At 36.1% G+C, this 12,848-nt stretch carries 20 protein-coding genes; 13 read left to right on the forward strand and 7 right to left on the reverse strand.

Going from position 1 to position 12,848, the window contains the following annotated elements:
* Positions 1-42: 42 nt before the first annotated feature.
* Positions 43-795: a diphthine synthase gene (gene dph5 / locus Q7J54_07990; protein ID MDO8741474.1), complete on the reverse strand. Its 753-nt coding sequence runs from the start codon at positions 793-795 to the stop codon at positions 43-45.
* 63 nt (positions 796-858) lie between these two features.
* Positions 859-1,215 carry a hypothetical protein gene (locus tag Q7J54_07995; protein ID MDO8741475.1) on the reverse strand — a complete coding sequence of 119 codons (357 nt, stop codon included), beginning with the start codon at positions 1,213-1,215 and terminating at the stop codon, positions 859-861.
* Positions 1,216-1,307: 92 nt separating this feature from the next.
* On the opposite strand from Q7J54_07995, the gene Q7J54_08000 reads away from it, so the two are divergent.
* Entirely contained in the window at positions 1,308-3,386 is a 2,079-nt protein-coding gene (locus tag Q7J54_08000; protein MDO8741476.1) for a diphthine--ammonia ligase, read from the forward strand.
* 2 nt (positions 3,387-3,388) lie between these two features.
* On the opposite strand, the gene Q7J54_08005 is transcribed toward Q7J54_08000, so the two are convergent.
* Genes Q7J54_08005 through Q7J54_08015 form a run of 3 tightly spaced genes read right to left on the reverse strand, consistent with a single transcriptional unit; the run spans position 3,389 to position 4,932 of the window.
* Positions 3,389-3,637: a type II toxin-antitoxin system RelE/ParE family toxin gene (locus tag Q7J54_08005; GenBank protein ID MDO8741477.1), complete on the reverse strand. Its 249-nt coding sequence runs from the start codon at positions 3,635-3,637 to the stop codon at positions 3,389-3,391.
* Positions 3,631-3,897: an AbrB/MazE/SpoVT family DNA-binding domain-containing protein gene (locus Q7J54_08010; protein MDO8741478.1), complete on the reverse strand. Its 267-nt coding sequence runs from the start codon at positions 3,895-3,897 to the stop codon at positions 3,631-3,633. The genes Q7J54_08005 and Q7J54_08010 overlap by 7 nt, the downstream gene beginning before the upstream one ends.
* A gap of 60 nt (positions 3,898-3,957) precedes the next feature.
* A complete protein-coding gene (locus Q7J54_08015) occupies positions 3,958-4,932 on the reverse strand; it encodes an Lrp/AsnC family transcriptional regulator (GenBank protein ID MDO8741479.1) in 975 nt (324 codons plus the stop codon).
* A gap of 135 nt (positions 4,933-5,067) precedes the next feature.
* Here Q7J54_08015 and Q7J54_08020 point away from each other — a divergent pair, with 135 nt between their 5' ends.
* The 12 genes from Q7J54_08020 to Q7J54_08075 all read left to right on the forward strand — a co-directional run bounded on the left by Q7J54_08020 (position 5,068) and on the right by Q7J54_08075 (position 10,668).
* The gene (locus Q7J54_08020) at positions 5,068-5,649 is read left to right on the forward strand and encodes a hypothetical protein (GenBank protein MDO8741480.1); all 582 of its coding nucleotides are present in this window, start codon (positions 5,068-5,070) and stop codon (positions 5,647-5,649) included.
* A gap of 43 nt (positions 5,650-5,692) precedes the next feature.
* Positions 5,693-6,037, forward strand: a complete 345-nt coding sequence (locus Q7J54_08025) for a hypothetical protein (GenBank protein MDO8741481.1) — start codon at positions 5,693-5,695, stop codon at positions 6,035-6,037.
* Between the two features lie 208 nt (positions 6,038-6,245).
* Positions 6,246-6,923, forward strand: coding sequence for a hypothetical protein (locus Q7J54_08030; protein ID MDO8741482.1), 678 nt, complete (start codon positions 6,246-6,248; stop codon positions 6,921-6,923).
* Complete coding sequence (locus tag Q7J54_08035; GenBank protein ID MDO8741483.1) at positions 6,920-7,192, forward strand: winged helix-turn-helix domain-containing protein; 273 nt, start codon at positions 6,920-6,922, stop codon at positions 7,190-7,192. The genes Q7J54_08030 and Q7J54_08035 overlap by 4 nt, the downstream gene beginning before the upstream one ends.
* A 16-nt stretch (positions 7,193-7,208) precedes the next feature.
* Positions 7,209-7,676 carry a hypothetical protein gene (locus Q7J54_08040; protein MDO8741484.1) on the forward strand — a complete coding sequence of 156 codons (468 nt, stop codon included), beginning with the start codon at positions 7,209-7,211 and terminating at the stop codon, positions 7,674-7,676.
* Positions 7,673-7,885: a DUF5652 family protein gene (locus Q7J54_08045; GenBank protein ID MDO8741485.1), complete on the forward strand. Its 213-nt coding sequence runs from the start codon at positions 7,673-7,675 to the stop codon at positions 7,883-7,885. Before Q7J54_08040 ends, Q7J54_08045 begins: the two co-directional genes overlap by 4 nt.
* Positions 7,886-7,937: 52 nt before the next feature.
* A complete protein-coding gene (locus tag Q7J54_08050; GenBank protein MDO8741486.1) occupies positions 7,938-8,441 on the forward strand; it encodes a hypothetical protein in 504 nt (167 codons plus the stop codon).
* Positions 8,442-8,454: 13 nt separating this feature from the next.
* Positions 8,455-9,027 (forward strand): rubrerythrin family protein, encoded by a 573-nt coding sequence (locus tag Q7J54_08055; GenBank protein MDO8741487.1) that lies wholly within the window; start codon positions 8,455-8,457, stop codon positions 9,025-9,027.
* 167 nt (positions 9,028-9,194) lie between these two features.
* Positions 9,195-9,341 carry a hypothetical protein gene (locus Q7J54_08060; GenBank protein ID MDO8741488.1) on the forward strand — a complete coding sequence of 49 codons (147 nt, stop codon included), beginning with the start codon at positions 9,195-9,197 and terminating at the stop codon, positions 9,339-9,341.
* 9 nt (positions 9,342-9,350) lie between these two features.
* Positions 9,351-9,866: a ferritin family protein gene (locus Q7J54_08065; protein MDO8741489.1), complete on the forward strand. Its 516-nt coding sequence runs from the start codon at positions 9,351-9,353 to the stop codon at positions 9,864-9,866.
* Positions 9,867-10,274, forward strand: a complete 408-nt coding sequence (locus tag Q7J54_08070; protein ID MDO8741490.1) for an RDD family protein — start codon at positions 9,867-9,869, stop codon at positions 10,272-10,274.
* 124 nt (positions 10,275-10,398) lie between these two features.
* On the forward strand, positions 10,399-10,668 hold the full coding sequence (locus Q7J54_08075; GenBank protein ID MDO8741491.1) for a hypothetical protein: 270 nt from the start codon (positions 10,399-10,401) through the stop codon (positions 10,666-10,668).
* 193 nt (positions 10,669-10,861) lie between these two features.
* Here Q7J54_08075 and ftsZ read toward each other — a convergent pair whose 3' ends face one another.
* Both ftsZ and Q7J54_08085 read right to left on the reverse strand, forming a co-directional pair.
* Positions 10,862-11,938 carry a cell division protein FtsZ gene (gene ftsZ, locus Q7J54_08080; protein ID MDO8741492.1) on the reverse strand — a complete coding sequence of 359 codons (1,077 nt, stop codon included), beginning with the start codon at positions 11,936-11,938 and terminating at the stop codon, positions 10,862-10,864.
* A 313-nt stretch (positions 11,939-12,251) separates the two neighbouring features.
* Complete coding sequence (locus tag Q7J54_08085; GenBank protein ID MDO8741493.1) at positions 12,252-12,785, reverse strand: hypothetical protein; 534 nt, start codon at positions 12,783-12,785, stop codon at positions 12,252-12,254.
* Between the last annotated feature and the right edge of the window lie 63 nt (positions 12,786-12,848).

Consider the following 12,848-nt stretch of genomic DNA (forward strand, 5'->3'; position numbering starts at 1 on the left):
CTGAAAGAAATCAATTTTGTTTAAAAATGTTGTTGTTTTAAATCACCTAAATGATTCAATCATTTCTTCTTCCATAAAATGCATCTTAGAAGGAACTATCAGGCATTGCAGCCCTTCCTTAAACTTGTAATTCATCAGCTCTTTCGCAGCCCCTGATTTTATCTCCTGATCAAGGCTGCCAAGCTTCACGCACCCCACACATAAATTTTTTTCACTGAAAACCTTCTCATTCCTTCTCAGCTCGACTTTGAGCAAATACCTGATCGCATCGTTTATTGACATAAACTTATTCTCATCAGGCCTCAGATCAAGCAGAAACAGCGTATGCGCATTTATTGATCTGTTCTCTTTCAGAACATCATAAGGCGATTCAACATTTTCATTGCCAAACGGAATGCTTGTTGTCTTTCCAAACTTGTAAAGCTGCAGCCCTGTCATAGCTATTGATGTGAGGGCAGATGCGTTATGTATTACATAGCATTTTATATTCTCTTTTCTCGCCCTCAGATACAAATCAATGTGCGTTGTCGCTGCAAATGGATCTCCCGCAACAAGAAATGCAATAGTTTTCGTCTTTGCATTGTTCAAGATGGCATCAGGTTTTTTTTCAACAATCTCCCTTGTCGCAAGGGTTATTTTTTTATTATAAAATTTTTCAAGAATCTCGATCGGTATGTTCAATTTTGAAGTATAATCTTCCAAATAAATAAAATCTGCTTTCTTGATTATTTCAAGCCCTTTGACTGATACATCTTTCTCGTCATTCAATCCCAATCCGATAAAATATAATGCCATATCATTATTATTCTCAGCTATTTTTTAAATTTATTGGAAAAAATACATACATTGCGGTGTTTTCTATTTTTCATAAATCAGCTCAATCTGCCTGTAAAGCCTCATGATCTTAGAATCAGCAAATTCTTTCAAAATAACAGTTCCACGAACTACAGATATCCTGAACTCATGATGGGAAACTGCCTTTCTTGCAGCAAACAACGGATTTTTATAATATGTCCTATGTTCGTAAGAAATTTTGATTTGCACATCGGAACTTTTGCACATGTATGCCTTTACAGCAAATTCATGATCAAGTACAACCATGTTTGCCATATTAATGCTGCTCTGCGAAGAATGCACAGCGGGGAGTTCTTCCCAACCAGATATCTCTTCTGCCAAAAGCAGCAATTCATTCAAAGATAATTCGTCTATCTCCATGCTCGTTGGTGTAAAACTCGAATTTATAAATATTCCTCTTATTTGCATTTAAAACCGCAACAAATAAAAACAATCTAAGATTACAGTCAGTTATGTGCGGCATTATCGGAGTGTTCGGAAGGAAGGATGCAAAAGCCCTTGTTGAAAAAGGCATGCTTGTTTTGAAGAACAGGGGCAGGGATGCAAAAGGCATTTATTTTAAAGGCAATAACTGTGTCGGTCATCTGCTTCATTCAATTGTAGGCTTTCTGAAGCAGCCTTTGATCGGAAAAGGCGTATTTGGGGCCAATTGTGAAATATATAACTGGAAAGAACTGAACAAAAAATACAGTTTAAACGCAAAAAATGACTCTGATCTTATTTTTAAGCTGTTGGAAAAAAGAGGCATTGAAGATATAAAAAATATTCTCGAAGAGCTTGACGGTGTTTATGCCTTTTTTTATTGGATTGAAAATCATATTTTCCTTGCAAGAGACATAATCGGGGAAAAGCCAATCTGGTTCTCAAATACAGATGGCTTTGCATTTGCATCTGAAAAGAAAGCGCTTGAAAAATCAGGCTATTTGGATATTGTTGAATTAAACCCAAGGCAGATATTGAAATACAATATAAAAGAAAACAGCATTCAGCTCATAAACAGGGATTTCTTTAAAATAGAGCCGGAAATAAAGGACAAGTTAGAAACAATAAAAAACAATGTAAAAAGCCTTTTGATTGGTGCAGTTAAAAGAAGACTCCCGGAAACAAAGTTCGGCTTATTATTTTCAGGCGGCCTTGATTCTGCAGTTATAGCTTCTATTTTAAAAAAGCTTGGGAAAAAGTTCAATTGTTACACCGCAGTATTGGAAGACAATGAAATGAAGCAGCCGCATGACTTAATTGCTGCAAAATATGCTGCAGATGCCCTTGGCTTAAAACTGAATGTTGTGAAAATAAAATTAAATGATGTTGAAAAATATCTGAAAAAAATAGTTCCGTTGATTGAGGATTCAAATGTTGTTAAAGTCGGCGTTGCTCTGACTTTTTTTGAAGCATGCAGCAGAGCAAGAAAAGACGGCTGCAAGGTTGTTTTCTCTGGATTAGGATCAGAAGAAATCTTTGCAGGCTACAAAAGGCACAAGGATTCAGCAAACATCAACAAGGAATGCCTATCTGGATTGCTAAAGCTTTATGAGAGGGATCTTTACAGGGATGATGTAATAACAATGTTCAATAGCCTTGAGCTTAGGCTTCCGTTTCTGGATAAAAAACTAGTTGACTATTGTTTAAAAATACCTGGCGAATACAAAATAAAAAATAACCAGGAAAAATACATCTTGAGATTGGCTGCAAAAGATCTCGGATTGAAAAAAGAAATTTACGAGAGAAAAAAGAAAGCAGCCCAGTACGGCTCAAATTTTCACAAAGCAATTGGAAAGCTTGCAAGAAGAAATAAATTCAAGTTAAAATCAGACTATCTGAGGCAATTTTATCCTAGCCATAATCTAAAGCTCGGCGCATTAGTGAGTTCTGGAAAGGACAGCATCTATGCGATGTACGTAATGCTAAAACAAAATTATAAAATTGGATGCTTAATAACAATAAAAAGCAAAAATCCTGATTCTTTCATGTTCCACACGCCTTCTGTTGATTTAGTCAGGCTGCAGGCCGAGTCAATGAATATTCCTTTGGTTGAATTTGAAACAAAAGGCGAAAAAGAAGAAGAACTGAAAGATTTAAAAAAAGCATTAGAAATTGCAAAAAAAGAGCACAAAATAGAAGGCGTTGTAACAGGCGCGCTTTACTCAACTTACCAGCGCGACAGAATTGAAAAAATCTGCGATGATCTTGGATTAAAAATATTCTCTCCATTATGGCACATCAACCAGGAAACTGAGCTTAGGGAAATACTGAATGCCGGCTTTAAATTTATACTGGCATCTGTTGCTGCTGATGGGCTTGACAAAAGCTTTTTAGGCAAGACAGTTGATAACGAATTTGTTGATAAATTAAAAAAAATAAGCGAAAAGAACAGGATGAACATTGCAGGCGAAGGCGGAGAATATGAGAGTTTTGTTGTTGACGGCCCGATTTTTAATAGAAAAATAAAGATCTTAGATTACGAGATAAAGGAAGAAAGCAGGAATACTGCAAAGCTTATAATAAAGAAAGCTGAGTTGGTTGAAAAATAAACTTATTGTTCGTCTTTGTGGTATAAATCAAAGAAAAGCACTTTATTTTCTTCTTTTATGTACAGGTAAGAAAGTCTGAAAGGGTGTATGTAGACTTCTCTTGTGCCTTTTCTGTCATATTTCATTGGCTTGCCAACTTCAGGATTCTCTCTGATCTTTGAAAATTGCTTTATTATTCTCTCTTTTAATGATCTATCCTTAATCTTAGAAAAGATCTCCTTAAAATAAGGATGAAAGGCAGCACTTACCATTTTTCTACTTCTTTTAAGAAATCATCAAAATCCATCTCTATAAATTCGCCTTTCTCATATCTCTTCCAAGCTTCCTCAGTTCGTCTGGCAAATTCCAGATCCTCTTCAAGGTTTTTATCCAGATCGCTTGCCTTTTCCAGAATAAACTGGTGTTTGTTTTTTATAATGACTAATTTTTCGCCTTCATTAATGCCTTCCCTCATTTCAGCAGGTATTACGATCTGCCCTTTTGAGCTCATTCTTGTTATAGCAATGTCCATGTTATATCACCTAGTAAGATTAATCTTACATGATATATAAACTTTTCGGTTTTTGATTTGTTATTTCTTCAGAGGCAGATAATTGATATACGGCTCGTAATAAATTATAAAAGAAGAATAGTTTTTTATCAAATCTGAAAATTTATACCTTAACTCCCTCATAATGTCATGGAATTCTTCATTTGATCTAACCATAACCTCGAACTCAAGCTCTGCAATGCCTACTGCCTTAGTTATATAAATGGAATTAGTTAATGACTTCAAATAAGTAATCAATTTTAAGATACTTTCTTTAGATATATTTGTCAGATTTAAGAAAACCTTATGATGATCATATCCTAATAACCTATGATTCAGCTTTACATTAAAGCCCAAAATTATCTTTTTCTTCAAAAGAGCATTAATCCTGTATTTCACAACTTTGGGATGTAATTTTAGCTCTTCCCCAATCTCCAATAATGATTTTCTTGCATCCTTTGTTAAAATCCCGATAATATTGTAATCAATTTCATCCAGCTTTGTTTCCTCGACCTTGCCGCCTAATACAAACTCTGTTGAATCCTCTTTGTTCAGGAGAAATTTGTATTTTAAATGATGAATTCTGGTAGCGACCGATATGAGCTTTTCTTCAAAATATTTTCCGAATTTATCTAATATTTCATCTATAACCTCTTCAAATTCTATAATATCCTTTGCCCACACTGCAACTGCAAAATCCCAGTCGCCATCAAGCTGGAATACCCGCCCGATCTTTTTATGCTTTCTGCAGAACTCTATTATTTCGTTTTCTTTCTCCGGGTTGACGTTTTGAAATTTAACGAAAAATCTATAATATAAATAACCTAACTTATTGATATTCAAAATAGCATAATAACCCTCAATTATTCCTCTTTTCTCCAGATTTTCAAGCCTGTATTTGACAACTTGTTTAGACAAACCGACTTTCTTTGCTACATCTGATATGTTTTCTCTTGCATTCAGGCTTAACTCAGCAATGATCTTCTTATCTTTCAGATCCAACTTTATTTCCACCATATTTTAACTTAAGGATAAATTAGTATTTAAATCTTTCTATAAGTTAAAAAATTTAATAAGAAGTTTAATTAATAGGTTAATACTTACTAATAAGTAATTAAAACAAACTTAAACAAAACAAGGAGGTAAATAAAAATGACAAGTTTACTAGAAAGATTATGTAAATCACCAGATGCAAAAGTAGAACGAACATATGATCTAGTTAAAAAAACTTTCAAAGAAAGCTACGAGTTCGAATCATATGAAGGAATAGCTGATGCAAGAATATCGAATGCATTTAAATGTGAAATTGATAGAGGCGGATATTTTCCAGATGTCAGTTATTTTATATATCGCGGTAAGTACTTCACAGCTGTTAAAAAGCGAAATGGTGAGAGTGTTGACGTCATTATTGAAATTGACGGCAGGCGTCATACGGGTAGAACAGATTATGACTATGGCCCAAAACCAACTTTACCGGGTGTAGATGAAAATCTTTGGCCTACAATTTTAAAAAATAGGGAACATGTCATAGATTTAATTGCAGAAAAGTATGGACTTGAAAGACCATGGAATGACCATAGCGGATTTGTATACCTATTAAAAAAGAACATAATTGGCACTTATGACGCAAAAGGCAAAAGAAAACAACACCTTGATGAAAAGGGCGTTGTTAAGAGACTAGAAGAATTTATGCATGCCCTTTCAGAATGGGCTACAAATGATCCATCTTGTTAAATTTTAATTTTAAAATTAAATTAATAAAACCAATAGGAGGTAAATGGAAACTAACCAAAATAATATAACGGGTATAAAATACAAATTAGTAGGTAGAGTACCAGCAATACCAAGAGACTGTAATAGTTTTGATGCTTTTTTTATACATAGCACAGCTACTGATCTTGCAAAGAAAGCTGGTGCTAAGGATAAGTTTTTTTATTGGGGAACACCTAAGCACGAAATAGGATATATAGCGAATAATTTTGAAGATATGAGGGGTAAAATAAAAGGTCTTATTGGTTTAATTGATAAGATTTTTTTGGATAACCTATTTTTTCCAGAACAATATAGGCATGAATGGGGTGTTTATATAGGAATTGAAGAGAAAAATAATAGGACAATATAAAATCAATAAAGTGGGTTAGAAAGGAGAAGCATAAGAAAGAACAACGCCTTGCTGCTCCTCCTTTCTGATAGCTTTAGGTGATTCATACACGGAGGTGTTCTGAACGCCTATACTATAATAGGATGAGGGGTTTATAAATACATTATGAAAGGCTGGTAAAGAACAAAAATACGCAAACTTTATAAAGGGCAATTCTCAAGCAATATTGATGGCTTTAGTGTTTAGTTTGGAATGGTTTCAAGGCATTAACTTTTTATTCGAATTATTCGCCTTAATCAGCACTTTATTGATAGCATTCTTCAGCTACAGGGTTTTCAAGTACACTTCGCAGAGAAAATATTTTCATTTCGCGCTGGCTTTTTTCCTTGTGGCAGCTGCCTTTTTCCTGAAGATAATCTCGAGCGTCATAGTTTATTCAGGCGAACAGCAGCTTCAGACAATCGGCGCAGCCACTCTAACAACATACAACATTTATTATTTTGAATGGATCCAGTCAAGCGGCTTCTTCATTGCGAGATTCGTGATGCTGCTTGCATTCCTGCTTCTCTTCATCGTTCATTTCAAGGTAAGAAGCAAAGTTGTGATGCTGCTTTTGATGTATCTTGTATTTGTTTCAATACTGGCGCGCGATTCTTATCTCATATTCCACGCCACGCTTTTTGTGATTCTGCTTCCGTTAACTTACTATTATTTAAGGAATTATTTAAAGAACAGGAAGCTAAGCTCGGCCCTTGTACTCAGCTCTTTCTTCCTCATGCTCATCAGCCACCCTGTTTTCTCTTTCGTATTGCTCTATGACAAGCTTTACATCATAGCTGAATTCATACAGAGCCTTGCATTTTTGATCTTGCTGCTTACAATTTTAATCCCAAGGTTCAGAAAATGAGCGCCAGAAGAACGAAGATCGAGATAATCCATGACATTCTTACTTCTATACAGCAGAAAGGCGGCAAGATAAAGCCCACTCACCTGTTGTATAAATCAAATCTCTCGCATAAGAAGATGATGGAATACCTTGGAGAATTAATGGCTAAAAAGATGGTTGGGGAAACGTTCGAAGGCAAGGACAAGAAATACATCATAACTGAAGAAGGCCTGAAGTACATATTCGAATTTAAGAAGATCAAAGAGTTCACTGATTCGTTTGGGTTATAAAACCGGGGGTGATTTAATGCAAGAAACAATGCAGGAAAGGTTAGTCGCATGTCTAAGTAGGAAACTTATAACATTATGCCCTTGCTCGTGCTACATGGTCACAGAAAAAGGCAAGGAGCTTTTAAAAAGCCATGATATGGAAAAAGATATAAAACATGTACTGGACACCCAGCTAGGGGGATATATTTTTCGTGAACCTGACCGGGAACTCGAGCAAGATTATTTTATAGAGCATTTCTGGAGCGCATTGGAAGAAAAGGCAGAAGGCGATGTAAAAGAAAGAATTCATAATGCCATCAGCGATATTTCAGACAGAGAGGTTATTACTTGGGGAGCAGGCGCAATTTTTGTTTTTATAGGCGCATTAGATATGGCAAGAAATTTTGGTTATATCCGCCACAGAGGAGAAAACAAACTGGAATTAATGGATCACGAAAGATTTTTTAAAGAAAAAGAAAACCTGGCAGAGGTGATTAGAAGATGACACCAGAACAATTTATTGCTTGGTTTATCCCAGTCTTGATCATATTATCAATCTGGGATGCTGTATGGAAAGGCATCGGAATGTGGAAAGCAGGAAGAAACAACCATCTTGCATGGTTCGTCTGCATCTTCATATTCAACACAGTCGGGATACTGCCGATAATCTATCTTGCATTTTTCCAGCCGAAGATCAAGGCAAAGAAAAAATAGAAACCTTTATTAAAACCAAAGTATTTTTCTCATAATTAAATTAACTAATGGGGTGGTCGAAATAGCAAAAAACAATAATGGCAAAACCAATGGCAATTCAAAAGCTGTCTGCAAGCCAGCAAGGATGAATTTCTGGAAGATCTTATTGAGCGGAATTTTATTTGCAATAATCGCGCAGATAGTCCACACAATAGGGGCATTTTTAACAATGAGCTATTATACTGATGCAAATTATTTTGCGATATGGAGCAAGCTCATGATGCCAAGTGCTGCTCCGCCAGGCTGGGAGTTCTATGCTTATGCAATTGGGTTCAGCATAATAACGGGCATTCTTTTGTCAATAGTCTATGTCATGGTGAGCTGCTGCTTTTCAGGCAGTGCTTTTAAGAAAGGAGCGCTATATGGAGTTTTATTATTTTTGGCAGCAGGCATACCCTCAGCATTATCGCTTTATCTGCTGATAAGCCTACCTTTGGCATTAATCATAAGCTGGGCAATCGGAGGCCTCGTTGCATATTTAATCGGAGGAATCATAATAGCGGCAATAAACAAATGAAGAGGCGATAAGAATGAAACTCAAAGGAACAAAAACAGAGCAGAATCTTTTAAAGGCATTTGCAGGTGAATCACAGGCAAGAAACAGATACACTTATTTTTCTTCTGCTGCAAGAAAAGAGGGATTCGAGCAGATCTCAGCAATATTCGCAGAAACAGCTGACAATGAAAAAGAGCATGCAAAGATTTTCTTCAAATATCTTGAAGGTGGATCAATTGAGATCACAGCAGCCTATCCTGCAGGAGCGATAAAGGATACTAAGCAGAATCTTGAGGCAGCTGCAGAGGGTGAAAGGATGGAATGGGGAACTATTTATCCGAACTTTGCAAAGATTGCCATGGAAGAGGGATTTTCAGAAATAGCAAGGTCTTTTGAAGAGATCGCAGAAGTCGAGAAATTCCATGACGCAAGGTACAGGAAACTGATCAGCAACGTTGCAGGTAAGGAAGTGTTCATGAAAAACTCAGCTGTGAAGTGGCACTGCAGGAACTGCGGCTATATCTTTGAAGGCAAGGAAGCTCCAAAGGATTGCCCTGCATGCAAGCATCCTCGTGCATTTTACGAACTGCTGGCTGAGAATTATTAATTTTTATTTTAAAATGATAGCGATAATATAGTAAAGGGCACAAAAATTTGAGCAATAGATATGCCCTTTACTTATTACGAGCGGACAACAATTGGTCAATTAATCTTGTCCGCGAGTATAGCTGGGAAAAAAGTTTGGAGATGTAATGTTTGATGAGGTGAATACGAATGAAAGGGCTATGCCAAATATGCAAAGAAAAACTCGATAAAAAGGAAAACTCTGCTCTGTTCTATTGCATTAAATGCGATGAAGAGATAAAGAAAAGAAAGCTGAGCCCTTTAGAATATAAAAGATATTTTGAGGAGAATAAATAAAAGGCCAAGATGGTAAAGCTATGGAGATGTGAAATTTGCGGGGATTCTTTTATAGCTGATGAGCCAGAAATATGCCCCTTCTGCGGCGCGCATAAAGGATTTGTTAAGGAAGCAAAAGATGCAAAAGCTGATTTTGATGTTGAATTGAATGAAAAAGAAAAGGCAAATGCAGAAAAAGCATTAAAGCTTGAAATTTCGAATTCAGAATTTTATTTCTGCGCTGCAGAGAAAACTGATAATGAGGAAGGCAAGCTGTTATTTAATGTTTTAGGCAGGGTTGAAGCAGAGCATGTTTCTATTTGGAGGAAAATATTAAAATTAGATAAAATTAATCTTGGAAAAAGCCAATGTTCCGGCTCAAATATAGCTAATCTGGAAGAAAGCCATAATAGGGAAGAGATGGCAATTAAATTTTACAGAGAAGCGGTAAAAGAATCAGAAAATCCATTTGTAAGAAAGATATTTGGCGCTTTAGTTCAGGTAGAGAGCGATCATCTGCAGCTTTCTGAAGAAAGGCTGAAATAAATGGAATACGCAACAATATGGCAACGGTTTTTGGCCACTGTTCTTGACAACATAATTTTAACTGTGTTTTTTTGGTTAATTATCATCTTTTTAGTGTTTATTCGAATCAATCCTGCAATAACAGCCGCAATCTTTATTCTACTTCTTTTATTTGAAGATATATTGTACTTCACACTGCTTGAAGCAAAATATTTTAAAACAATAGGAAAAATGGCATTAAATATCAAAGTTGTATCTGAAAATAATAAAAAAGTAAACTTCAAACAAGCTCTGATAAGGAATATAACTAAGTCGATGCCTTTTTTCATGGTCATATTTAGAATAATCGGCTTTTTCTTAATAATCTGCACAAAAAAACATCAGAGAATAGGCGATATGCTGGCAAAAACTATTGTTGTAAAAGGATAATTTTCTCAAAAGTCAAAATAAAAAAATTTGCCTTCATCGTTTATATTGTTAGGGGCGGTATAAAGATGAAGACAAGAAATTAAAACAGAAACCTTTAAATACTACTTCATAGTTACTAATCTTAATGGGTACAAAAGAATATACAAATCCACAAGAAGCATACGATCTCATGAATCGATGGACTAGAATAAAAACTAGTTATGAAACTCAGTTTCATGGAAAGGATGTAACTAGAGTTGATATTCTGTTTGAAGGCGATCAACCAGTATTTGCTTCAGTACACTATAAAACGGGTACACATATAGGAGTTGAATCTATTGATTTATCCAAAAAAATGCTTCTTGATCAACCAGAGAAACCAACTTTGGATTTGAAATTAGTAAATCAAGAGTAACTTCTTACCTTAATTCTTTTAATTGATTGAACTTAGTTCTTGGTCTAAAGTCCGTAAGAGTATCTTTACCCATTCAAATTAAAAAATTTGCCTTCATCGTTTATATTTTTGGGGGTGGTATAAAGATGAAGGCAAGAAGTTCTCACATAAAGTGAGCGTGAAATAAAAAAAGACAAAAACTTGCCTTTTGTCCTTAGTTGATGATCTCTATTCCCAGCTCTTCTGACATCTGCCTTGACTGTGCAGCTTTCTGCCTGCGATCAACCTTGCCAAGCACCCATGGCGATTTGACGCCGGTTATTATTGTCATCACTGTTATCTTTCCTTTCATGCTTTCGCTGACTCTTGCGCCCCAGATCACATTTGCATCTTCATCAAGGCTTTCAGTTACTAATTCTCCAATCCTGTTTACTTCCTCCAATGTCATGTCTGTGCCTCCTGAGATGTGGATCAATGCGCCTGTTGCGCCCTCATAGTTGATGTCAAGCAATGGGTTTGACAATGCTCCTTTGACTGCTTCATCTACCCTGTTGTTTGTGTCAGATGCGCCTACGCCGATTACTGCTACTCCGCCATTCTGCATTATTGCCTTTACATCTGCATAATCCAGGTTAACCAACGAAGGAATTGCTATTGTCTCAACTATTCCTTTAATCATTGTCGAGATCAATTCATTTGCCACTGCAAATGCCTGCTGTATTGGCAAATTTCCTGCAATCTGAACCAGCCTGTTGTTATCAATAACAATAACAGTATCTGCTACTTGCCTTAATTGCTGCAGTCCAAATTCTGCTTTGTCAACCCTTGCCCTTTCAATCTTGAAAGGCATTGTTACTGTTCCGATAACTATTGCGCCAGTGTCTTTTGCAACCTGCGCAACCACAGGGCATGCTCCTGTTCCTGTTCCGCCGCCCATTCCTCCGCATACGAAAACCATGTCAGATCCTTTTAATGATTCTTTTAGCGTGCTTAGGCTTTCTTGTGCTGCTTCAGCTCCTTTTTCTGGAAATCCTCCGCATCCAAGCCCTCTTGTTACATCTCTGCCGAGCAGGAATTTCCTGTCAGATTCACTAATATCCAAATGCTGCTTGTCTGTGTTGCAGGCTATAATCTCTGCTCCCTTGATTCCTTTCTTGTAAAGCCAGGAAACCATGTTGTTGCCTGCTCCGCCAACGCCTATTACCTTTATGTTCGCTTGCCCTACTTCTACATCCGTGTACCCTATAGAAGCTGCTTTTGCTCCTTCCACAATAAAATCCATTGCTCCCATTTTAAACCCCCTGTTTGTTTTTATATACTGCAATATAAATATTCCAATTACGAAATATTTATATTTAAGTTCGTTCTTACTCCTCCTTAGAAAACGTTTTTACATTTGCGCCAACGAATGTATGCCAAAAAGCGTTTTGAGTATCAAATCGTCCGTTATCGTCGAGAAAAGTTACACCATAACTAGTTTACGCCAATAAACTGAGTTAATTTTTATACTTCTGTATAAACTTATATTTAAAGATTTAGGAACTAAAAGATATATTTTGCATTACAACAATCAAAAGCCTGCTTTTTATGCAAAAAACAAGGATCTATCTCGAATAAATTATCTTCTTTTCACGAGGAAATAAGTTCATGTCGCTCATCTGGGCATATTGCTCCTGCGTCAATATCAGATATGTTATTGTAAAACTATATTTCTCTCTTATATCTGTGCAGATCGCTTTTATTCCGTCTGAATTTATATTTGCCCCTATCAGCAGTATGTTTGCCTTGTCTTTTTTATCCTCGCCATGCAGAATAATCGAGCTGATGCCCTCTATTTTCTTGATTTCATCGACGAATAAATCCAAAACATGCTTCTCTATTTTTATAAAGCCTTCAATGAATTTTGTGTCATCATTTTCATTCAGCTGATACAGCCTGAACCTGCTCACGTTCACTTCTTTTACCAGATTAAGGCTCAGTAAATGCTTCATTATCCTGAAGCACGATGCAACAGGCACTTTTGCTGCTTTTGAAATCTCCCTTAGATAGAGCTGCTTCTCCTTGTTTTCAACAAACAGCTTCAGAACAGCAAGAATCTTTGGATCAAACAGCTTTTCCATCAACTGTATGTCATGCATAATGCTTTTGAAACAACCTTATATTTAAAGATTTCGTTTTTGGAACAATGTTCCAAAATTGAA

Source organism: Candidatus Woesearchaeota archaeon (assembly GCA_030651135.1).
In the GTDB taxonomy this organism is placed as follows: Archaea; Nanobdellota; Nanobdellia; order Woesearchaeales; family JACPBO01; genus JACPBO01.